Source organism: Ruegeria sp. HKCCA5491 (genome assembly GCF_013034565.1).
Taxonomy (GTDB): Bacteria; Pseudomonadota; Alphaproteobacteria; order Rhodobacterales; family Rhodobacteraceae; genus Ruegeria.
The window spans coordinates 197,259-219,078 of the sequence record NZ_WQGG01000003.1; the positions used below are offsets into that span (position 1 = coordinate 197,259).

A 21,820-nucleotide genomic window follows, 5' to 3' on the forward strand; every position below is an offset into this window, starting at 1 on the left:
GTTACACGCAATCAAAACGCAGCGTCACCGCCAATGAGTCCTAACGGCACACGGGAATATACCGCGACCCCCAGCGGAATAGCGCAGGCTGCGGACCTGTTACGGCAGGGGCTGTTGGTCGCCTTTCCGACCGAAACGGTTTACGGGCTCGGCGGAGATGCCCGAAATGGCGAGGCCGTGGCCAGCATTTACGCCGCCAAGGGACGCCCCAGTTTCAACCCGTTGATCGCGCATGTTGCGTCTGTCGAAGCCGCTCAACGCTTTGTTGAATGGTCCGATCTGGCGGAAAAGCTGGCGCGAGCTTTTTGGCCCGGTCCGCTAACATTGGTGCTGCCCTTGCGCCCAGACCACGGCATCTCTTCTCTGGTGACCGCCGGGTTGGACACGCTGGCCGTGCGCGTTCCAGCGCATCCCACGGCACGCGCGCTGCTGGGTGCGTTTGACGGGCCAGTTGCGGCGCCTTCGGCCAACCCTTCGGGTCAGATCAGCCCGACCACGGCCGATCACGTGCGGGCCGGGCTGGACGGTCGCATCGCCGCCATTCTGGACGACGGGCCCTGTGGTGTGGGATTGGAATCCACCATCGTCGGGTTGGCTGGCGCCCCGGCCCTGCTCCGCCCCGGCGGAGTGGCGCTGGAACAGATCGAATCCGTTCTGAACACTAAACTGCATCTCCACCTGCCGGGGGACCCGTTATCCGCGCCGGGGCAATTGCAGTCGCATTACGCCCCGGACGCACCTGTTCGGCTAAACGCCTGCGAAACGCAGGGCGACGAAGTTCTGCTGGGTTTTGGGTCGGTCGAATGCGATTCGAATCTGTCGCCGGACGGAAACCTGACCGAGGCAGCGGCCAATCTGTTTGCCGCGCTGCACAGCCTTAACGAGACAGGCCGGCCCATTGCGGTATCGCCGATCCCGGATCACGGTTTGGGTGTGGCTATCAATGACCGGCTCCGCCGTGCAGCCGCCCCGCGCGATAGCTGATCAGGCGCGCCCGGCGCTGGCCGACAAAGTCAGCGGGTCCACACCCAGCGTTGCAAGTGTAGCTTCCCATTTCTCATCATCAGGAACGTCGAACACAAGCCGCGACGACGCCTCGGTCGTCAGCCAACCGTTTTGGGCGATCTCATCCTCAAGCTGCCCCGGCCCCCAACCAGAATAGCCCAGCGCCAGCGTGGAATTCAAAGGCCCCTTCCCCGAGGCAAGATCTTCAAGCACGTCCAAAGTGGCGGTCATGCTGAAATCGTCCGAGATTTTCATCGAATGCAGGTTCGCGTCGTAATCCGAACTGTGCAGCACAAATCCACGGGACATTTCGACCGGACCTCCGAAATGGACCAGACGCTCGCCTATGATCGGGATCTCGCAGGCGATATTTAGCTGTTCAAGCAGGGCTTTGATCCGCAGGTCCGACGGTTTGTTCACAATCAGCCCCATGGCACCGTCTTCCCCGTGGCTGCACATATAGACCACCGAATGATCAAAGCGCGGATCCCCCATGCCGGGCATGGCAATCAACAGTTTTCCGGTCAGGTCCATAAGATGCCATCTCTTGCTGAGTACCTTTCAACAATGGCCTTGGGGGGGTTGGATTGGCAAGGGATCAACGCAGATTTCCGCGGATTTCATTCTGGTGACCGGAACGTGACTTGGATTCTGGCCCAACTCCGCGCATGTATTGGGTATGAAAGTAAACGGGACATTACCTGCGGTCGCATTGACCCTGAGCTTTTTGACATCCGGGCCAGCTTTGGCTCAGGTCACAGGGTCGGTGGTCGAACTGGACGTGCTGGATGGGGGTCGCACCGCGCAGGGCACCTATCTGGGGGCTATGCGTGTGACTTTGCAGGAAGGTTGGAAAACCTACTGGCGCGCGCCCGGAGATGCCGGAATTCCGCCTCAGTTTAACTGGAGCGGCTCGGACAATGTGGGCGATATATCCTTTACATGGCCCGCGCCCTCGGTCTTCGATCAGAACGGTTTGAAATCTATCGGATACCAGGATCAACTGGTTCTTCCCGTTGAAATCACACCGAAGAATGCCGCCAAACCCGTTCGCTTGCGGGGAACAATGGATTTGGGCGTCTGCAAGGATGTGTGCATCCCCGAGCAGTTGGGCTTTGATCACACGCTGAATGCTGATGCAGGCCGCAATCCCGCGATCGCCGCCGCGCTTGCACAGCGCCCGTTTTCCGCGAAAGAGGCGCGCGTGGCGCACACCAGTTGCCGTCTGACACCCACGTCGGACGGAATGCAGATCGAAGCCCGCGTCACCATGCCCTCGGCCGGAGGGCGTGAGATCGCCGTGATCGAACCCGGCAACCCGATGCTGTGGGCCTCGCCCCCGGAAACGGAACGACAGGGTGACACGCTGGTTGCCACGTCTGAGGTGATCAGCGAATCCGGCGGTGCCTTTGCGCTGGACCGATCCGAGATTCGGATTACCGTTTTAGGCGCAAGCCACGCGGTTGATATTCAGGGGTGCAGCGCAGGCTGACAGGCATGACGCAAACTCCCAAAATCGGCGCATTGGCCGTCGTCGTCCATAACGAACAGGTTCTGTTGGTCCAGCGCAGCAAACAGCCCGACGCGGGGCTTTGGGGTTTTCCCGGCGGCCACGTAGAATGGGGCGAAACTGTTCTTGAGGCCGCGCAACGGGAATTGCGCGAAGAAACCTCGGTCATTGCCGAGCCTTTGCGATATCTGGATAATCTGGACCTTCTTCGCCGGGACGCGCAAGGCGCAGTGCTGTCACATTACCTGCTGGTCGGTGTCGCCTGTGCATACCGCTCAGGAACCCCTATTGCCGCAGACGACGCGCAGGATGCGCGCTGGTTTCCTTTGGATCAAATCCGTCGCGGCGAGCTGGCCATGAGCGACCGAGTGCCAGATTTGCTGGAAACCGCGATTAGGCTGGCCGCCCTTTCAGACGTACATACAGCAGGCTGGACAATGTGACGGAAAGCAGAAGGATCAGCACCGCCCCGGCAAAGAAGGCGCCAAGCCCCATCTGCAATACAGCGAGTCCATCCTCACCGGCATAAAGTCCCGACAGCGGTCCAAACGGTATGCCGGTCACGGCTGGCAGAACCATCGTCACGCCAAGCCACAGCAACATGACCAGCCCCGTCACAGCCAGCGCACCGCGCACGACACGGTCCGGTGCCCGCAGCCCCCTGCGCATGGCTGTCATTGGGCGCGACAGGTCATTTAGAATGGCCAGCAGCGCAGGAACCAGCAGCAGAACCAGCAGCATCCCGAAGGCCAGCCCGTAGACCAGAGTAATAACCGTCGGCTTGAGGAATTGCGCCTGTTGCGACCCTTCATACAAAAGCGGCGTGAGTCCCAGAACAGTAGTCAGCGTCGTCAGCATCACCGGCCGCAAACGGTCTGCCGTTCCTTCAATGATCGAAGGCACAAGCCCACGCTCTTGCCGGTAAGCATCGATGGTCGTCACCAGAACAATCGAGTCGTTGATGATGATCCCAGTCATCCCCAACAACCCCACTACTGTGAACATGCTCAGCGGCACGTCCCAGACGTAGTGCCCCCAAATCGTTCCGACCAAGCCAAACGGTATGATCGCCATAACGACCAGAGGTCGCGTCCAACTGGCGAAGACCCAGGCCAAAACCAGATAAATCCCCGTCAGGCACAAAATCAGACCAGTCCGCGCCTCGGACAGGAATTCATCCTCCTGTTCACTCAGGCCTGCCATCGTCCATTCGACCTGACGCTCCGAGGCGATACCGGGCAAAATCTCTTCCTGCATCGCGCGGGCGATTTCGGCGGCCCGGGCGGGGTCATCCTCGGAAATGTCGCCATAGACCGAGACCACCCGCAAGCCGTTCTCGCGCCGCACGGTCGAGAACCCGGACTTTCGCTGTACGGACACGATATCGGCCAAGGGTACATAAACGCCGTCTGGCGTGCGCATCAGCGTTCGCTCAAGGAAGTCGGCGGTCAGTTCCCCCTCGGGAAGTTCCACGCGAATCTCGGCGCTTCGGGGACCATCGGGGAAGGTGGCGGCCTCAATACCGTTCAACCGGTCGCGCAGAACCCGACCCAGCGTTTCGATCCGGAAACCCAGCGCCTGCCCCTGCGCTGTGAGATCCAGAATGAACTCTTCCTTGTCATATGCCAGATTATCTTCAAGGGCCGAGACTTCGGGGTATTTCGAAAGTTCGGATTGCAGATCTTCAGACGCGGATTTGAGCGTATTTACGTCCGCGCCATAAAGCTGAACGTCAATCGCATCACCACCCGGACCGGACCGCCAGCCCCGGAAGCTGAGGATTTCCACCTTGGGATGGCGCGGAACAAAGTCCTGTAGCTCGCCCACAAATTCAAAGCTGGAATAAGGGCGCAGATCGGCGTCGATCAATTCAATCGAAATCCCGCCCAACAGGTCCGAATCCTTGCCATCCGCTGCCGACAAACCGCGCCCTGCTGTGCCGCCCACTTCGGCTAGCACGTATTCGATGGGATTGCGCCCATGGCGTTCTTCGTAAATCTCGCCCAGTTCTTCGGCTGCGCGTTGGACCTGCTGCATCATTGCCAGCGTGTCGGCGCGGGTCGCGCCCTCGACCATGATGAAATTGCCTGTGATCGAGCCGCGCTCGGGCGCGTTGAAGAACCGCCAGTTCACGTCGCCCCGAATGAAAAGCGCGATCTGGCTGGCCAGAAATACGATCATGACCGCAACGACGACATACCGCGCCCAGATTGCCCATGCGATCAAGGGCCGGAACAAAGTGTCCCGGACCCAACGGAACCCCCGATTTACCACCCGGTTAGGCAAGTCATACCAATGTTCCTTGGCCGAATGCGCGATTGCGTGGGCCATGTGGTTGGGCAGGATCAGAAAACACTCGATAAGCGAGGCGATCAGGACCGCGATGACAGTAAAGGGTATGTCGCGGATCAGCTCTCCGAACCGCCCGCCAATGGCAGTTAACCCGAAAAAGGCGATCACAGTTGTCAGGGTCGCGGCAAAGACAGGCATCGCCATGCGCCGCGCGGCGCGTTCGGCAGCGATCATGGGGGCCTCGCCCAGCCTTCGCGCCCGGAAATCCGCGTGTTCGCCAACAACAATCGCGTCATCGACAACGATGCCAAGCGTAATGATCAAGCCAAACAACGAGACCATGTTGATCGAAAGCCCGCCTATATACATGAAGGCGATGGCCGCAGACATGGCCACCGGAATACCCGCCGCAACCCAAAAGGCGATGCGCGCGTTCAGAAACAGGAACAGCAGGCAAACGACAAGCCCTAGCCCAACAAGCCCGTTGTCGATCAGAATATCCAGACGGTTGGTAATCGCCTGCGCTCGTGTGCGGATCAACTCAACCGTCACGCCTTCGGGCAGGCTAGCCTGCATCTCGGCAACCACATCTTCGACGGTATGCTGAATTTCAATGGCATCCCCGAGGTTCGAGCGGTCGACCCGCACGGACATGGCCGGGTTATCACCCACGTAATAACTGCGGTTCCGGTTGACGCCCTCCACCCGGATCACGGCGACATCGCCAATCAGAAGTTTTGAGCCGTCCTCGAAATTGCGGAGCGGAATGCCTTCGATTTCCTCTGGCGTCCGCTTTTCGGTGCCGGTCCGAATGCGCGCATTGGCTCCGGTAACATCACCTGCTGGATTCGCCGTTACTTCGGCAGCGATGGCCGAGGCGATCTCGGACAGGGTGATATCATTTGCGATAAGCTGCGCTGTCGGAACTTCGACCACGATACGAGGGGCCGCAAGGCCACGGATCGTCGTCCGCGTGACACCCACGGCGAACAGGCGGTTGATCAACTCATCGGTGAACTTGGCCAGATTGTCAGGCGCGACAGGTCCTGTGACCACCACATCCGTAACTCGGTCGCGCCACCCGCCGCGGCGTATAGTCGGTTCGTCGGCGTCTTCCGGCAGGTTGGTCACACCGTCGACGGCGGTTCTGACATCCTCCACTGCGCGGGACATGTCCCAGTTGGGCTCAAACTCCATCCGAATACTTGCCCGCCCCTCGCGCGAGGTGGTTTCGGTACTGGCCACCCCCTCGACCGCCAACAGCGCAGGTTCAAGAAGCTGAACGATGCCATTGTCCACGTCTTCGGGACCGGCACCGTCCCACGCGACGTTCACATCGACGCGCTCAAGAATGACATCGGGAAAAAACTGCGCGCGCATGTTCGGGATGGCCGCTGCCCCCAGAACAAGCATGACAAGCAGCAAAAGATTGGCGACCGTCCTGTGCCGGGTAAAGTAGCTGAGAACGCCGCCTGCCGCACCGGGTATGTCGCGCATCATCGGGCCTTACCCCCCTGCCCGATTTTCCAGACGCCGCACAAGTGACGCCGGCACTTTCGCCTCACGCAACTGCCCCAGAACGCGGTCCTTCACAGCATCCGGCATTCGATCACTGGCTTCGACCTGCGCCACCAACCGCGCGCGTTGTTCTTCGGTCAGCTCGACCATATCGGCCAATGCGCCTGCGTTGGCCTCGGCTCGCAGGGGTCGCACCCGGACACCCGCCCCCAGCAGGGGCGTTCTGCCGACCACAACCTCTCGGCCTTCCAGACCCTCACCGCGCAACAAGACCTCATCCCCCTGACGACGAACAAGCTGCACAGGCAGCGACTCAAGCCTATCCCCCTCGCCCAGCACCAAAACCGTGCCGACCGCATCCAGAACGGACGAGGGCAGGCGCACGACGTTGTCCAACGGTTGTTCCTCAACAGTGACCGTCACGAAATCGCCGGGCTTGAACCCGGATGCATCGTCCAGACGGGCATAGATCAACCGCCCGGTCTGCCCTTCGCCCGCCGAACCGCTGTCGCGGCTGATGCGCCCTTGCGCCATCAGGTCGGTGCCTGTGACCTCGAGCGACACTGTGACAGGCGCGTTGATCAACCCGCCCTGCGCATCCAGCAGGCGTACATATTGCGCAGTCGATACACGGAACGCCACCTCCAGCGCATTCGGATCGACCAGTTCAGCCAGCTTTTCATTGGCGGACACCAAGCGCCCTTCGACCAGCGTCACATCTGTCAGCGTACCGCCAAACCGCGCCTTTACTGTCATGTCATCCAGATCGCGCTCGGCGGCCTCCAGCGCGATACGCGCCCGCGCCAGCAGGGTGGTCGCCTGATCCACGCGCGATTCCGCCTGCGCCAGTGCAATCCGCCGCGCCAGAACCGACTGTTGAGCGGATGCCTCGGCCAGTTCAGCCTCTTCCACGGCGGCCGGGGTTCCGACGCCCCGCGTCTGCAAGTCTTTCTGACGCTGCAAGGCACGACCGCGCAGGCCTGCCTGCGCCTCGGCCGAATTCAACTCGTCCTGCGCCAGCAGCAAAGACCGCTCGGCATCGCGTTCTTCGAACTGAGCGTCCAGAAGATCGGATTTCGCACGATCCAGTGCAGATTGCGCATCGGCGGGGTCAAGCTCGACCAACACTTCGCCTTGTGTCACCACACCGCCATCTTCGAAGTCTTCGGACAGCGAAATCACCCGCCCGCCCAAAGCCGCGCGTAGTTCCAGCCGCCTGCGGCTTTGCACTTCGCCGAAGGCCTCCAGATAGGGGATGACAGTCGTAAGCTCGGCTGGCTGGACGGAAACGGCAAACACACGCTCTCGCGCCTGCGGAGCCTCATCGTCGCGTGTCAGCACATCCTGAACAGCACCCGAAATCATTTGGACAGCCACAAACAGCAGGGCCAGCGTCACAGACGCCAGGAACACACCGACAAGGCTCTGCCGTAGAAATCGCATTCACTTTTACCCCGGTTGCATCAGGCTGCCATTTGCAAAAGGTAGCCGGGCTGTCGAAATTGCCAAGCTACAAAGCACGTTAAACGCTTAAACGTGTGAACAGTTTACTTCCGTCGCAGATGTTCGTCCAATCTGGGCATTATTTCCACGAAATTGCAGGGCCGGTGTCGGTAATCGAACTGTTTTTTCAAAATGCCGTCCCACGCATCCTTGCACGCGCCGGGGCTGCCGGGCAGCGCAAACAGATAGGTTCCTCCGGCCACGCCGCCGGTTGCGCGGGATTGCACCGCCGAAGTGCCGATTTTCTCCATCGACACTATGGTGAAAACGGTGCTAAACGCGTCGATTTCTTTCTCATAGACGTCGCGATGCGCCTCGACTGTTACATCGCGCCCGGTCAGTCCGGTACCACCGGTCGAAATCACGACGTCGATTTCCGGGTCCGCGACCCAATTCCGCAACTGCGCAGCAATCTCGGCACGCTCATCCCGGATGATCTTGCGGTCCGCGACTGTATGGCCAGCCCGTTCGATCCTGTCGACAAGCGTCTGGCCCGAGCGATCTTCCTCCAGCGCGCGCGTATCCGATACGGTCAAAACAGCGATCCGGACGGGGATGAAATCCAAGGTTTCGTCAATGCGCGACATTTAGCGTCAGGCCCTTTCCATGATGGCAAGTCGAATGGCAAGGGCCGTGAAAATACCGCCCGTCACCCATCCCATGATACGAGAGGCGCGCGGGTTCGAGATCAGCACTCGCCCCGCACCGCCTGCGAAAACCCCAACCAGCCCATTCACCACGAATCCGCCCAGCGCGATGATCACGCCCAAGATCAGGAATTGCGGCAGGATCGGACCGATGGCCGGGTTCACAAATTGCGGGATAAAGGCCAGCACGAACAGAATGACCTTGGGATTGGTCAGGTTCACAACCAGCCCGTCCCGAAACGCGTATCGCGTTGGTTTGGCGGGTTTGTCATCCGAAACCGCCCCGTAGCGGATTGCACCCCAGGCCAGATACATCAGATAGGCCACGCCCATCCAGCGGATCACGTCGAACAACCACGGCAGGGTAGACACGGCAGCACCCAAGCCAAGCCCTGCCAGCAACACGTGAACCATCAGCCCCGCGGAAACCCCCGCGCTGGCGATCAGTGCAGGTTTCGCACCAGATCGCAGCCCCTGTCCGAAACAGAACATCATGTCGGCCCCCGGCGTAAAATTCAGCGCCATAGCCGCCGGTATGAATGCCAGCAACGTCACCGTTTCGATCATGAGGTCACCTCGAACCAGTTCACTTTAGGACCAAGATTGGCGATCTGCGTGCGTCCGATGGCGCCACGATAGCCCCAACTATCATGGATATGGCCGTGCAAAGAGTATTGCGGCTGCAGGCGTTCTATCGCATCGCGCACGGCAACCGACCCTACCGCATCGCCCATTGACGTCGTATCGCCATACCCTTTGGGCGGGGAATGCGTGATCAGGACATCGGCGGCGTCGCAACGCTCCAGCAACTCGGCGGCTTCCGATTCCGACAAGTCACAGGACCACTCACCAAACGGCGTGGCAGGAACACCATATCCAAGGCCAAACAGACGCAGACCATCCACAGTCATCCCCGACCCGTGTAGAACGTGGACACCCTCGGGCGCGGCACCCGTCAATTCGGCCGCGCTTTCGGCGTTTCCAGGGATCAGGACAAGAGGGGCGGAAATCTCTGACAGCATCGCCATCGCCTCATCCAAACCCTGTCGCATGTTGCAGTAATCACCCGCGCCGATCACCAGATCAGCCTCGGCGCTGGCCACGGCAATCTCGGCCGCGCGGTTGCGTGCCATATGCAGGTCTGAGAAAGCGAGAACTCGCATCACTTACCCTCCAGCCAGGCTTTCAGCTCCAGCAAGTCTGCCCATGCCTGCCGTTTCAACTGTGGCTGACGCAGCAGGTCTTCGGGCCGCAGCATCGGGATCACCGGCAGGTCAAACCCCTGATCCCACTTACCGCGCAGCCGGGTGATCCCGCGCCTGCCCAACACAGCCTGAGAACTGATGTTGCCCATGACCACCAGAACATCCGGCTTGGCCAGCGCTACGTGTCGCTCCAGAAACGGCTGCATCATACCGATTTCCTGAGGGTTCGGGTCCCGGTTCTGGGGCGGGCGCCAGGGAAGAACATTGGTGATATAGACGTTTTTGGACCGGTCCAGATCTATCGCGGCCAGCATCCGGTCCAGCAACTGACCCGCTCGACCTACGAAAGGCTTGCCCGCGCGGTCTTCTTCGCGGCCCGGCGCTTCGCCGACGATCATCACCCGCGCACCCGGTGTGCCATCGGCAAAGACCAATTGGCGCGCCCCGCGTTTGAGTTCACAATGCTCGAACGCATCCATCGTGCTGCGCAACTGATCCAACGTCCCTGCGCCGGCGGCTGCCGCCTTTGCCACGGCAACCGGATCCACCTGTTTCGGCTTTTCGGGCGCGGCTTGGGCTGCTGCAGGCTTTTTGGCCTTGGGCGCGGTATCGGGCAGCGCATAGCGATCCACCGGAACATCCCCGGTCGCTTCTGTTGCGCCCAGTTCGACCTGCCATTCCAGCAAAGCCCGCGCCGTGTGATAGTCCAAAGCCGATTCCATAACCCTCAATCTAACCACCTTTTGACCAAGGGAAAGCGAATAGCACTTGATCGGATGGCCCGTCCCGCTCAGCATTGTCTCATTCATGTTGGTCCTATTACGATTCCTTGCCATTGCACTGTTGCTGATCCCCCTCGGCGACCCCGGTTTCGCGCAGCTTCAAAACCGAGGCGGTCTGTATGACAGGAACACCTTTCCAAACCGGGGCGGCATCTATGAGCGGAACAATCAGTGCCCCGGTGGTCAGTTCAAATGCGGTGCGCGCTGCTGTTCCGGCGGGCAAAGATGCAGTTTCGACGGCCACTGTATTCCGATGGGCGGCACCTATTGCGGGGGTGGGCGCACATGTGGCCCGTTCGAGCGGTGCGTCGCAGGCGGCAGATGCGCACCACGAGGGGTAAACAAGTGCCGGTCGCGCCTTGACTGCCCCGGCGGCAGCTTTTGCAATACGCGGGGTGAGTGCGAACGGACCACGCCCGATCTTCAACCGCTCCCTTCCTTAAAATGCGATGACGGACGGACCTGCGATTCGGGCTCCGCTTGCCTGCCCGGCGGTGGATGCTCGCGCCCGGGCTGGTTTTTCTGCGAAAAAACCGGGTCGCAATGCCGTCCCGGGTTCAAGTGTTCCAAGAATCAGGGCTGTGTCCCGGTCAAGGCGGTGGACTGCGGCTATGGCAAATGGTGCAAACCCGGTGAACAGTGTCTGCCCGACGGCGGGTGCGAGAAACTGCCCGAAGGGTCCGATCCGTAGGTTGCCTTGCCTCGCGCAGCTTCTTATAAGCGGCTCGATTGTCAGACAGGAGCCCGCCCATGCGTTTCGCCCATCGTCACCTTCTTGGCATCGAGCATCTGTCGCAATCCGATATTACCGCCATTCTTGATCTGGCCGAAAAATACGTCGATCTGAATCGTCAGCCAGCCAAGCGTTCAGACGTGCTGTCAGGGCTGACCCAGATCAACATGTTCTTTGAAAATTCGACCCGCACACAGGCCAGCTTTGAAATCGCGGGAAAGCGATTGGGCGCGGATGTGATGAACATGGCGATGCAGGCCAGCTCGATCAAAAAGGGCGAAACGCTGATCGACACGGCGATGACCCTGAACGCGATGCACCCCGATCTTCTGGTGGTGCGGCACCCCCATTCCGGCGCGGTCGATCTGCTGGCACAAAAGGTTAATTGCGCCGTGCTGAACGCAGGCGACGGGCGCCACGAACACCCCACGCAAGCTTTACTGGACGCGCTGACAATTCGCCGCGCCAAGGGTCGGCTGCACCGGCTGAACATTGCAATCTGCGGGGACGTGGCCCATTCGCGCGTGGCCCGGTCGAACTTGATCTTGCTGGGCAAGATGGAAAACCGCATCCGGCTGATCGGACCGCCGACTCTGGTGCCCGGTCAATTCGCTGACTTCGGTGCTGAAATCTATGACGACATGAACGAGGGGCTGAACGACGTGGACGTCGTCATGATGCTGCGCCTTCAAAAGGAACGGATGGACGGCGGCTTCATCCCTTCGGAACGCGAATACTATCACCGCTACGGGCTGGACGCCGCGAAACTGGCGCAGGCCAAGCCAGACGCCATCGTCATGCATCCCGGCCCGATGAATCGCGGCGTGGAAATCGACGGCACTTTGGCCGACGACATCAACCGCTCGGTCATTCAGGAGCAGGTCGAGATGGGCGTCGCCGTCCGCATGGCCGCGATGGAGCTGCTTGCCCGCAACCAGCGTGAGGCCGCATGAGCGATCTGACCGTTGCCCCCCATGAACACGGCGTGATCCGCCTGTTCACGCTGGGCATGCGCCCGGAAGAGGCGAAGTTTCTGCGCGAACCGGGCGCTGCGGATCAGGTTCTGGGGGTTGCGGGTCTGGTCCCGAATCAAATCGACATTTTCCCGGTCGCCGACCTCGAAGACCTGGGGCTTTATGGATATCTCAACGAGGGGTGCGGGGTAACGGAAGATCAGTTGAACCGCACAGATCTTGAGGCGGTTGACGGCTGGGTCATGGCCGTTCGCAGCGCAGCTTTCGGTGGAAACGCCGCCGAATTGCACCCCGATCCAAGGCTGCACCTCATCGGCCTTTATACGGAAGAAGCAACCAATTGGTCCGGCGGTGCCATTGCATCTGAAAGCGCCAAGCCGTTCTCGGCCCCGCAGGCAGCTTCGGCTGACGACACGCCACGCCGTGTCGGGTCCGCTGTCTTGGGACTTGTGATCCTGTTGTTGATCGGGGGTGTTCTTTGGCTGATTCTGTGACCTTCACCGCCGACAAAAGCGCCTATATCCGCACCAACACATGGCTGGCCGCCTTTGCCATGGCGGGTGCAATGGTCGTGCTTTGGCTGGTCGGAAATCCTTACATCTGGACCGGAGCGCCTGCGGGCCTGGCCGCGGTTGGCGTCCGCGCATGGTATCTGGCCTCGGAAGAACTGACCAACACGTGGCAGATGTCCAAGACCGCCCTGACAGGTCCCGGCCCACGCAACGTACCGCTGAACCAGATCGAGGTGGTCAATATCATGGGCAGCTTCGTTCAAATCGTCACCAAGGGCGGCGACAAGCACCTGATCAAGTATCAGGCCAACCCCGCCGCCACCAAAGCCGCAATCGAAAGGGCCATGGCATGACCGACGATTGGTGGCGCGAGAAAGTACCAGAGACAGAAAAGATCCTGTGGCACGGGCAACCTTACCAGGGGTACTTTCCGCCCCGGTACGGATGGATCTACAAAGCAGCCATTGTTCTGTTCGTCTCCGTTTGGGCTGGAAGCCCATGGATCATCGACACCGCTGAGGATTTTTGGAAACTCCTGATCGCTACGTTAACTTGTCCTTTTGCCGTCTACGCGGATCGCTTTGTTCGAGCAAATCGCGTTTATGTTGTAACATCTCAAAATGCTTGGCAGTTGAACCGGCATAACAAATCAAAAAAGCTGAAAGTCGACCGGTTTCTGGACTTTTATGCCAGCCAACAGGCAGTGTCATTCGCTCGGCACCCCTTTTTCTCATTTGACCACCTGCCCGACCCTGACGCTGCCATGACAGCCCTGACCAAAGTTCGAGAGGCCAAGACATGACCGACCAATTGTTCACCAACGCCCGCCTGATCGACCCCGAGGCCGGGACGGACTTGCTGGGCTGGCTGCACGTCTCCGACGGCCGGATTACCGCGCGCGGCGAAGGGGCGGCCCCATCCACCGACGCGCAGGTGATCGACTGCGGAGGGCATCGCCTTGCCCCCGGCATCGTCGATATCGGCGTCAAGGTTTGCGAGCCGGGCGAGCGGCACAAGGAAAGCTATAGATCCGCAGGTCTGGCCGCCGCTGCGGGGGGCGTGACCACAATCGTCACCCGGCCCGACACTCTGCCCGCCGTTGACACACCCGAAACGCTGGAATTCGCCACCCGCCGCGCACAGGCGGATGCTCCGGTGAACGTCATGCCTATGGCCGCCCTGACCAAAAGGCGCGAGGGGCGCGAGATGACCGAGATCGGGTTCCTGCAAGACGCGGGTGCCGTGGCCTTTACCGATTGCGACCACGTGATCGCCAATACCAAGGTGTTTTCCCGCGCGCTGACCTATGCGAAATCCTGCGGCGCGCTGGTGATTGCCCATCCACAGGAACCGGGCCTCAGCGCAGGGGCCGCCGTCACCAGCGGCAAGTTCGCCGCCCTGCGCGGCTTGCCCGCCGTTTCCCCCATGGCCGAGCGGATGGGGCTGGACCGCGACATTGCCTTGCTTGAGATGACCGGCGCCGCCTATCACGCCGACCAGATCACCACCGCCCGCGCCCTGCCCGCGCTGGAGCGCGCCAAGCGAAACGGGCTGGATATCACCGCAGGCACTTCGATCCACCACCTGACGCTGAATGAACTGGACGTGGCCGACTATCGCACCTTCTTCAAGGTCAAGCCGCCGCTGCGGTCCGAGGACGACCGGCAGGCCGTGATCGAGGCAGTGCGGACCGGGCTGATCGACACGATCAGTTCGATGCACACCCCGCAGGACGAGGAAAGCAAACGCCTGCCTTTTGAAGAAGCCGCATCCGGCGCTGTGGCGTTGGAAACGCTGCTGCCTGCCGCGCTGCGTCTGTATCATAGCGAACAACTTGACCTGCCGACCCTGTTCCGCGCCATGTCCCTGAATCCGGCCAAACGGCTGGGGCTGGAATCCGGCCGCCTGGCACCGGGCGCGCCTGCTGATCTGGTTCTGTTCGACCCGGATGTCCCATTTGTGCTGGACCGGTTCAGCTTGCGATCAAAGTCGCAGAACACACCGTTTGACGGCCAGCGGATGCAGGGTAAGGTCACCGCAACCTATGTCGCGGGACAAGAAGTTTACCGGAGACCCTGATGCCACCATTTGACAGTTCCATGACCCAATTACTGCTGTGGGCTGTGTTTGGATACCTGATCGGGTCCATCCCGTTCGGGATGATCATTGCCAAGGTCATGGGCTTGGGCAACTTGCGCAATATCGGGTCTGGCAATATCGGCGCAACGAATGTGCTGCGCACCGGCAACAAATCGGCAGCCGCCCTGACGCTGCTGTTAGACGCGGCCAAGGGCGCAGTTTCAGTCCTGATCGCACGAGCGATGGCCGGCGAAGATGCGGCTCAGGTCGCGGCGCTGGCGGCCTTTCTGGGGCACTGTTTTCCAATCTGGCTGGGATTCAAGGGCGGCAAAGGGGTTGCCACCTTTCTGGGGATTTGGCTGGCCCTGGACTGGCGCGTTGGCGTGGCGTGTTGCCTGACATGGTTGGTGGCGGCTGCGATCTGGAGGATTTCGTCGCTGGGCGCACTTGCGGCGGCGGCGCTTTCGACCATTTGGGTCATGATCCTGACGGACACCACTACATTCGTTCTCGGAGCGATCCTCACCTTGCTGGTCTATTGGCGGCATAGCGCAAATGTTGCGCGTATACGTGCCGGAACAGAACCCAAAATCGGGCAGCCTTGACCGCGACACAGCCCTTTCTACAGGCATTTTTTGCCCTACCCGCTGGAACATCAACGGGGCGGTTCAAAGGCAATCCCTATGTCCTGACCCGAACCGAGCTGGCCGGGGGCAAATCCCAAAAACTTGTCGCCCATCAATTAGGTGGGCCGGACTATATAAGCCTGAACCTTTATCTCACGAAAAACAGTGGCGCCTTGCTGCGCCCATGTGAGATGTCGGTGCAAAAAGTCACTGATTTTGTTTTTTGTTTTCAGCCGGATTATTAGGCATCGCCCTATTTTCATGCCTGAAATCCAATTATTACAGCGCCCTCACATTTCATTGTTTTGAACGTGATGCCAAGGCCGCCCATTTCGGGGTCGTGACGGCCAATTCCCGACCGCACTGAACAAAATCTCGAGAGTTGACCGGACACAATTTGCGCGTCGTCCGGTGGCTCAATTCACGAAAGGTGAAAACCATGAACAAGATCAAATCCCTCATCGGCGGCGTTGCGCTGTCCGTCGCAGTCGCAAGCACAGCTCTGGCCGCTGGTGTTGAACTGAACGCAAGCTCGACTGGTCTGGCGTTGCAGGGCTATGACCCGGTTGCCTATTTCACCGTTGGCGAAGCGACCAAAGGCGACTACCGCATCACCGCGCTGCACAACGACGCGCTGTACCGTTTTGCATCGGAAGAAAACAAAGTCGCGTTTGAAGAAAACCCCGAAGCGTACCTGCCTGCATATGGCGGCTACTGTGCGTTCGGCACCGCAATGGGCTTCAAGTTTGACGGCGACCCGAACTACTGGAAAATCGTTGACAACAAGCTGTACCTGAACCTGTCGTCTGACATTCAGGAACGCTGGGAAGGCGACATCCCGGGCTTTAACAAAGCCGCAGACGCCAACTGGAAAGACATCGCAAGCAAAACTCCGGCCGAACTGCAAGCGCAGTAAGCCAACCCTTGCGAAGAAAAGACCGGCGGCAGGAATGCCGCCGGTTTTCTTTTTTGACGACGGTTGCCGTTTACAATTCCAGCACCGTGCTGCCTGTGGTCTGGCGCGCTTCAAGCGCGCGATGGGCGTCCGCGACTTGTTCCAGCGGGAAACGCTGATCTATGTGTATCTTGACCTCATTGCCCGCCACCTTGCCGAACAAGCGCCGAGCCATGGCCTGACAAACAGCGTGATCGGCAATATGGGTGAACAAGGTCGGCCGGGTGATTTGAAGCGACCCCTTCTTGCCCAGAATTCCGATATCCATCAGCGGCACGGGACCCGACGCATTCCCGAACGAAATCATCATCCCCAGCGGCCTAAGGCAGTCCAGCGACCCGTTGAACGTATCGGCCCCGATCGAGTCCATCACCACATCCACGCCTTTGCCACCCGTAATCTCGGCGACGCGTTCCGCAAAGTTTTCGGTCCGGTAATTGATGCAATGGGTGGCACCGTTGAACTGCGCCAGACTGCATTTCTCATCCGTGCCTGCGGTTCCAATCAGCTTGATGCCTTCGGACTTGGCCCATTGGCAGGCAATCAGGCCCACACCCCCGGCTGCCGCATGGAACAGAACGGTGTCTCCGCGTTTCAGCGGCGTCGTGCGATGGAACAGATATTCAACTGTCATGCCCTTGAGCATCATTGCCGCCGCCGTGTCGAACGAGATTTCATCAGGCAGGGGACAGACCTGAGCCGCAGGCATGACACGCGCTTCGCAATAGGCGCCCGCTGGGGCCGCGGCATAGGCGGCACGTTGGCCGGGCTCCAGATGGGTCACACCGTCGCCAACGGCTTCGATTATCCCTGCGGCCTCCATACCCAGAGCGTGCGGCAACTCCATCTGGTACAGTCCGGTGCGCTGGTACACGTCGATGAAATTCAATCCGCAGGCGTGATGGCGAATGCGTACTTCTCCGGGTCCCGGTTCACCAAGGGGGCGGTCTTCGATCTTGAGAACCTCAGGGCCGCCGTGTTCGTGAATAACGACGGTTCGTGCCGTTTGATGCATGCTGAACCTCCTGTTGTCTGCCGCCAAGCTAACACGCCTGCGACACATAACAATCGGCACAATACTGCGAGCAACCGCCAAAACGGAAAAAATTGTGTTATACTGGTGCCTAAGCGTTGCCGGCTGGTCCGGCCAAAGGCAACTGTCGCCGGATCATCTCTGCTGCGTTCAAATGCAAACCGGAGGGGATGACGATGGCCAAGACTATTGGAAATCCGATCAGCTGGGCAGCCCGCAATATTGGTGCGACCGGTGATCATATCGCAGAAAGCGTGACCCGTATCGGCAGTTCGGACACGCAGCAATTACCGCGGGTTCAGACTCTGACCCTGAGCGACCTCTGGGCCTGTCTGCGCGCGGGTTCGGAAGATTTTGTGGAAACCCGAGCAGACGCGATTTTCGTCGTGCTGATCTATCCGATCGCAGGACTTTTGATGTTCGGGTTCGGGCTGAACAGGAACATGGTTCCTTTGCTGGCCCCGCTGATCGCAGGGTTCGCCCTTGTCGGACCAGTGGCTGCCGTGGGCCTTTATGAAATCAGCCGCAAACGCGAACAGGGGGCCGAAGCCCATTGGCTGGACGCGTTCGGCGTTTTCCGCTCTCCCTCATTCGGGGCGATACTAGCGCTGGGTTTCTACCTGGTCATGTTGCTGCTGATTTGGCTGATGGTTGCGCAAAGCATTTATGTCCAAACCCTGGGACCCGATTTGCCAACGTCCCTTGGGGCATTCCTGACCGAAGTCTTCACGACCCGCGAAGGCTGGACCATGATCCTAATTGGCAATGCAATCGGGTTCCTGTTTGCCCTAATCGCATTGGCCATCAGTGTGGTCAGCTTCCCATTGCTCTTGGATCGCAAGGTCGGTGTGCCGGTGGCCGTCGTAACATCGGTACGGGTGTTGCGACATAACCCGGGGGTTATTCTGACATGGGGACTTATCGTTGCCGCCTCATTGATTCTGGGCGCAATTCCGATGCTGCTGGGGCTGATTGTGATCATTCCGGTTCTGGGCCACGCCACATGGCATCTGTATCGCCGTGCCGTGGCCTGAACCGTTCGGCTGGCGCTTAGCCGACCTTCAGAACGATCTTGCCAATGTGGCCTGAGCTTTCCATTCTGGCGTGCGCCGCCGCTGCATCGGCCAGCTCGAATTCGCTGTCCATCACAGGTGCCACTTTCCCGGCGTCAAGCAGAGGCCAGACGGCCTCGCGCAGGTCCTGCGCGATCTTCGCCTTGGCCAGATCGGATTGCGGACGCAAGGTGCTGCCGGTCAGGGTCAGACGTTTCACCATCATCATGGCAAAGTTCAATTCGACCACCGGCCCCTGCAGAAAGGCGATCTGAACCAATCGCCCGTCCTCGGCCAAGGCTTTCACGTTGCGCGGGATGTAGTCGCCGCCCACCATATCAAGGATCAGGTTCGCGCCGCCTTCGGCGCGCATCGCTGCCACGAAATCCTCATCGCGATAATTGATCGCCTTTTCCGCGCCCAGCTTTTCGCAGGCCGCGCATTTTTCAGCCGACCCGGCGGTTGCAAAAACCCGCGCGCCAAACGCATTCGCCAACTGGATCGCCGTTGTACCGATTCCGCTGGAGCCGCCATGGATCAAAATCCGCTCGCCAGCTTTCAGACCGCCGCGCGTAAACACGTTTGACCAGACCGTAAAGAAGGTTTCGGGCAGGCACGCGGCCTCTTTCAGGCCCATGCCTGCGGGCACCGGCAAGCAATGCGCGGCGGGTGTGGCCACGTATTCAGCATAGCCACCCCCCGGCAAAAGCGCGCAGACATTGTCGCCCACGGACACCCCTTCGACACCGGCTCCGACGGCTACGATTTCACCAGAAGCCTCAAGCCCCGGCAGATCACTGGCACCCGGGGGCGGATCATAAGCCCCCGCCCGTTGCAGCGCGTCGGGGCGGTTCACACCCGCGTAAGCCACTTTCAGGACAACCTGACCGGCTTGTGCCTCGGGCACCGGGCGTTCAACCAATTGCAGAACATTCGGGCCGCCGGGCTTGGTAATTTCAACGGCGCGCATCGTTTGGGTCATGGGCAAATCTCCTATGCCCAATGCCTAACAGCCAAATAACGAAAGGCCCAGACGCTTACTTGCGTGGGTTCAGCATTCCCGGCAGATCAGCTTTCATTTTCATCGGAGCCTTCACTTGACCCGCCAGCCAGTTCGGAACTGCAAGAAACGGCTTGAACAAAGGGTTCCCGTTCACCTGCGCCTTGATCTTTTCGAACTGCATGACATTGTCGATGCGGCGGTCCAAAAACTCCCACGATTTTTGATGGTTCGGCGAATCGTCCCCCAGCCAGAACAACACGGTTGAGGAATAGACCCCAGACAGCGTCGCGCGCTTGGTGTACCAGTTCACGTCGTCAGACGTATCGCCCAGCGTATCCCAGATCAGATCGCAGGTCTGCCACATTGCTTTGGCCCCGTCGGCCGCGTGCATCGGCAGTGAAAAAAGTGTCACGCCCCGGCGCACCAGTTCTTTGTCCTCAACCGCTTCAAGGCGGAACCGGACGGCCGCGGCGATGCGGTCGCGGAACTTCAGATCGCTTAAATTCTCGGATTTCAGGCGCTCCACCATCGCAGCGTCCCCCCGCGCGTGAAACGCTAGCGCCAGGTCGACCGCACCACGGGGGCAGATGGCGCGCGCCAGCGCGTCGTCCATATCGCAATCGGCTATGGCCATTCGAAAGCTGGTTTCAGACCAGCCGTCAAAGGGCACATGGGCCAGCATCGCGTCCAATAGCTGGGTTTTGGCGTCTTCATAAGTGGTGGTCATGGCGGTACTCCGGGTTCTTGCACCAGTACTAGACAAGTTAGGGACGCTTTGCTATACGGCCATTTCCTGCAATTTCCTTGCAACTCTATCTAGAAAGGTGGTGACAACCACATGCAGGTTAGTGTTCGCGACAATAACGTCGATCAGGCGCTTCGTGCCCTGAAGAAAAAGCTGCAGCGCGAAGGCGTGTTCCGTGAAATGAAGCTTAAGCAACATTTCGAGAAACCGTCCGAGAAAAAAGCGCGCGAGAAAGCTGAAGCGATCCGCCGTGCCCGTAAACTGGCACGCAAGAAAGCCCAGCGCGAAGGTTTGCTCTAAGCACCTGACGCTCGTCCAGCTTTGGATGACACTATTTGACGACCCCCGAGGCCACGCCCGGGGGTTTGTCGTTTCAAGGCCAAAGAAAAACGCCCCCGAAACATCAGGGGCGTCAGAATCAATAGATTTTCGGAACGTGCAACTCATCCGGCAGGATGCGGCGTTCATATTCCGGGTTGTACTTACGATCCGGCAGATTGACCTTTTCCTGCGGTACGTCCGTATAGGGGATCTTGGTCAGCAGGTGTTCGATACAGTTCAGCCGCTCGCGTTTTTTGTCGTTGCCTTCGACGATATACCACGGTGCCTCGGGAATATTGGTGCGGAACAACATATCCTCCTTGGCCTTGGTGTAAGCTTCCCAGCGGATGCGGGATTCCAGATCCATCGGAGACAGCTTCCACTGCTTCATCGGGTCGTGGATGCGCATAAGGAATCGCAACTGCTGTTCCTCATCCGTGATCGAGAACCAGTATTTCAGCAAGATAATCCCCGAGCGCACTAGCATCCGTTCAAATTCGGGAACGTCCTGAAAGAACTGTCCGACCTGATCCTCGCTGGCAAAGCCCATGACCCGCTCGACGCCCGCGCGGTTGTACCATGACCGGTCGAACAGAACGATTTCACCGGCCGCAGGCAGATGCGGAACGTAGCGCTGAAAATACCACTGGCTTTGTTCCCGGCGGCTTGGCGCTGGCAAAGCCACAACCCGCGCGACCCGAGGGTTCAGTCGCTGGGTGATCCGCTTGATCACCCCCCCTTTTCCTGCGCTGTCGCGGCCTTCGAACAGAATACAGACCTTGGCCCCGGTATGCTGCACCCAGTCCTGAACCTTGATCAATTCGGCCTGAAGGCGCAGCAGGTTGCGGAAATAGACTTTGCGGTCCAGCATCTCGGGGTGCTGATCCTTGTAAATCTTGCGGATCTCCATCGACAGCATTGGCTCGCTAAATTCGATCTCGAAATCTTCGTCCAGCGTGTCTTCCAACTCGGCTTCCAGCCAGTCTTTGGGGGCATCGTTGTTTTCGTAAGCCAAGGTCTGTTCCTTATCTCATATCGGGCTCGGACCGTACCGGGCGAGTGTAAACGCCTGATGTCATCAGAAAAATTGATGAAGGCCCTTTTCCTAAGCTTAACCGCACTGGGCCGCAAGGTCACTGCGACACGAGAAAACGCGTAAGTCAGCACTGGCGACAAAGGATGCACACGCCGTGTACACGCGGCAAAAATACCGCATAGCCAAATGGTTGGCACCGCTGCCCCGCACGTTATCTTGCCTTATTCAACCGCGTGAGCGCATCTGTACCTGAAGCAAACCCGCGAGAGTCCCGTGACACATTTTGCAT

Annotated in this window: 25 protein-coding genes; 13 read left to right on the forward strand and 12 right to left on the reverse strand. The window is 59.6% G+C overall.

Features of this window, described 5'->3' with window-relative positions; translation table 11 throughout:
• The first annotated feature begins 33 nt into the window (after positions 1-33).
• The gene (locus GOV88_RS06610) at positions 34-984 is read left to right on the forward strand and encodes an L-threonylcarbamoyladenylate synthase (RefSeq protein ID WP_171239915.1); all 951 of its coding nucleotides are present in this window, start codon (positions 34-36) and stop codon (positions 982-984) included.
• On the opposite strand, the gene GOV88_RS06615 is transcribed toward GOV88_RS06610, so the two are convergent.
• A complete protein-coding gene (locus GOV88_RS06615; protein ID WP_171122677.1) occupies positions 985-1,539 on the reverse strand; it encodes a YqgE/AlgH family protein in 555 nt (184 codons plus the stop codon). It abuts the gene before it with no gap.
• A gap of 145 nt (positions 1,540-1,684) precedes the next feature.
• On the opposite strand from GOV88_RS06615, the gene GOV88_RS06620 reads away from it, so the two are divergent.
• Both GOV88_RS06620 and GOV88_RS06625 read left to right on the forward strand, forming a co-directional pair.
• Entirely contained in the window at positions 1,685-2,497 is an 813-nt protein-coding gene (locus tag GOV88_RS06620) for a protein-disulfide reductase DsbD domain-containing protein (protein WP_171239916.1), read from the forward strand.
• A 5-nt stretch (positions 2,498-2,502) separates the two neighbouring features.
• Positions 2,503-2,958: an NUDIX hydrolase gene (locus tag GOV88_RS06625; protein ID WP_171239917.1), complete on the forward strand. Its 456-nt coding sequence runs from the start codon at positions 2,503-2,505 to the stop codon at positions 2,956-2,958.
• On the opposite strand, the gene GOV88_RS06630 is transcribed toward GOV88_RS06625, so the two are convergent.
• The 7 genes from GOV88_RS06630 to GOV88_RS06660 form a co-directional block, all read right to left on the reverse strand.
• Positions 2,909-6,307, reverse strand: a complete 3,399-nt coding sequence (locus tag GOV88_RS06630; RefSeq protein WP_171122684.1) for an efflux RND transporter permease subunit — start codon at positions 6,305-6,307, stop codon at positions 2,909-2,911. The two genes, GOV88_RS06625 and GOV88_RS06630, sit on opposite strands and share 50 nt — an antisense overlap.
• Positions 6,308-6,313: 6 nt before the next feature.
• Positions 6,314-7,768, reverse strand: a complete 1,455-nt coding sequence (locus tag GOV88_RS06635) for an efflux RND transporter periplasmic adaptor subunit (protein ID WP_171239918.1) — start codon at positions 7,766-7,768, stop codon at positions 6,314-6,316.
• A gap of 104 nt (positions 7,769-7,872) precedes the next feature.
• Positions 7,873-8,415, reverse strand: a complete 543-nt coding sequence (gene moaB, locus GOV88_RS06640) for a molybdenum cofactor biosynthesis protein B (protein ID WP_171239919.1) — start codon at positions 8,413-8,415, stop codon at positions 7,873-7,875.
• Between the two features lie 6 nt (positions 8,416-8,421).
• Positions 8,422-9,042 carry a LysE family translocator gene (locus GOV88_RS06645; RefSeq protein ID WP_171124346.1) on the reverse strand — a complete coding sequence of 207 codons (621 nt, stop codon included), beginning with the start codon at positions 9,040-9,042 and terminating at the stop codon, positions 8,422-8,424.
• Positions 9,039-9,638, reverse strand: coding sequence for a metallophosphoesterase (locus GOV88_RS06650; RefSeq protein WP_171239920.1), 600 nt, complete (start codon positions 9,636-9,638; stop codon positions 9,039-9,041). The genes GOV88_RS06645 and GOV88_RS06650 overlap by 4 nt, the downstream gene beginning before the upstream one ends.
• Positions 9,638-10,402 carry a uracil-DNA glycosylase family protein gene (locus GOV88_RS06655; protein WP_171239966.1) on the reverse strand — a complete coding sequence of 255 codons (765 nt, stop codon included), beginning with the start codon at positions 10,400-10,402 and terminating at the stop codon, positions 9,638-9,640. The genes GOV88_RS06650 and GOV88_RS06655 overlap by 1 nt, the downstream gene beginning before the upstream one ends.
• 97 nt (positions 10,403-10,499) lie before the next feature.
• Positions 10,500-10,889: a hypothetical protein gene (locus tag GOV88_RS06660; protein WP_171239921.1), complete on the reverse strand. Its 390-nt coding sequence runs from the start codon at positions 10,887-10,889 to the stop codon at positions 10,500-10,502.
• Between the two features lie 323 nt (positions 10,890-11,212).
• On the opposite strand from GOV88_RS06660, the gene GOV88_RS06665 reads away from it, so the two are divergent.
• The 8 genes from GOV88_RS06665 (at position 11,213) to GOV88_RS06700 (ending at position 16,302) form a co-directional block, all read left to right on the forward strand.
• Positions 11,213-12,148, forward strand: coding sequence for an aspartate carbamoyltransferase catalytic subunit (locus GOV88_RS06665; RefSeq protein WP_171124341.1), 936 nt, complete (start codon positions 11,213-11,215; stop codon positions 12,146-12,148).
• Positions 12,145-12,663, forward strand: coding sequence for a hypothetical protein (locus GOV88_RS06670; protein ID WP_171239922.1), 519 nt, complete (start codon positions 12,145-12,147; stop codon positions 12,661-12,663). The genes GOV88_RS06665 and GOV88_RS06670 overlap by 4 nt, the downstream gene beginning before the upstream one ends.
• Positions 12,648-13,034, forward strand: coding sequence for a hypothetical protein (locus GOV88_RS06675; RefSeq protein ID WP_174834501.1), 387 nt, complete (start codon positions 12,648-12,650; stop codon positions 13,032-13,034). Before GOV88_RS06670 ends, GOV88_RS06675 begins: the two co-directional genes overlap by 16 nt.
• Positions 13,031-13,483 carry a hypothetical protein gene (locus GOV88_RS06680; RefSeq protein WP_171239923.1) on the forward strand — a complete coding sequence of 151 codons (453 nt, stop codon included), beginning with the start codon at positions 13,031-13,033 and terminating at the stop codon, positions 13,481-13,483. The genes GOV88_RS06675 and GOV88_RS06680 overlap by 4 nt, the downstream gene beginning before the upstream one ends.
• A complete protein-coding gene (gene pyrC, locus GOV88_RS06685; protein ID WP_171239924.1) occupies positions 13,480-14,760 on the forward strand; it encodes a dihydroorotase in 1,281 nt (426 codons plus the stop codon). The genes GOV88_RS06680 and pyrC overlap by 4 nt, the downstream gene beginning before the upstream one ends.
• Positions 14,760-15,365, forward strand: coding sequence for a glycerol-3-phosphate 1-O-acyltransferase PlsY (gene plsY, locus GOV88_RS06690; RefSeq protein WP_171122704.1), 606 nt, complete (start codon positions 14,760-14,762; stop codon positions 15,363-15,365). Before pyrC ends, plsY begins: the two co-directional genes overlap by 1 nt.
• Entirely contained in the window at positions 15,362-15,631 is a 270-nt protein-coding gene (locus GOV88_RS06695) for a hypothetical protein (protein WP_171239925.1), read from the forward strand. Before plsY ends, GOV88_RS06695 begins: the two co-directional genes overlap by 4 nt.
• 194 nt (positions 15,632-15,825) lie before the next feature.
• Positions 15,826-16,302 (forward strand): YHS domain-containing (seleno)protein, encoded by a 477-nt coding sequence (locus tag GOV88_RS06700; RefSeq protein WP_171122705.1) that lies wholly within the window; start codon positions 15,826-15,828, stop codon positions 16,300-16,302.
• Positions 16,303-16,372: 70 nt separating this feature from the next.
• Here GOV88_RS06700 and GOV88_RS06705 read toward each other — a convergent pair whose 3' ends face one another.
• Positions 16,373-17,356: a quinone oxidoreductase gene (locus GOV88_RS06705; RefSeq protein WP_171239926.1), complete on the reverse strand. Its 984-nt coding sequence runs from the start codon at positions 17,354-17,356 to the stop codon at positions 16,373-16,375.
• A 194-nt stretch (positions 17,357-17,550) separates the two neighbouring features.
• Between GOV88_RS06705 and GOV88_RS06710 the strand changes: the two genes are divergently transcribed.
• Positions 17,551-18,408, forward strand: a complete 858-nt coding sequence (locus tag GOV88_RS06710; protein WP_171122709.1) for a DUF2189 domain-containing protein — start codon at positions 17,551-17,553, stop codon at positions 18,406-18,408.
• 16 nt (positions 18,409-18,424) lie between these two features.
• Here the strand turns inward: GOV88_RS06710 and GOV88_RS06715 are convergent, their stop codons facing one another.
• Together GOV88_RS06715 and GOV88_RS06720 are read right to left on the reverse strand one after the other, a co-directional pair.
• Positions 18,425-19,408, reverse strand: a complete 984-nt coding sequence (locus GOV88_RS06715; protein WP_171239927.1) for an NAD(P)H-quinone oxidoreductase — start codon at positions 19,406-19,408, stop codon at positions 18,425-18,427.
• Between the two features lie 55 nt (positions 19,409-19,463).
• Positions 19,464-20,156 carry a COQ9 family protein gene (locus tag GOV88_RS06720; RefSeq protein WP_171239928.1) on the reverse strand — a complete coding sequence of 231 codons (693 nt, stop codon included), beginning with the start codon at positions 20,154-20,156 and terminating at the stop codon, positions 19,464-19,466.
• Between the two features lie 111 nt (positions 20,157-20,267).
• On the opposite strand from GOV88_RS06720, the gene rpsU reads away from it, so the two are divergent.
• Positions 20,268-20,474, forward strand: a complete 207-nt coding sequence (rpsU, locus tag GOV88_RS06725) for a 30S ribosomal protein S21 (RefSeq protein WP_005614280.1) — start codon at positions 20,268-20,270, stop codon at positions 20,472-20,474.
• A 118-nt stretch (positions 20,475-20,592) separates the two neighbouring features.
• On the opposite strand, the gene ppk2 is transcribed toward rpsU, so the two are convergent.
• Entirely contained in the window at positions 20,593-21,510 is a 918-nt protein-coding gene (ppk2, locus tag GOV88_RS06730) for a polyphosphate kinase 2 (RefSeq protein ID WP_171122715.1), read from the reverse strand.
• Positions 21,511-21,820: the final 310 nt, after the last annotated feature.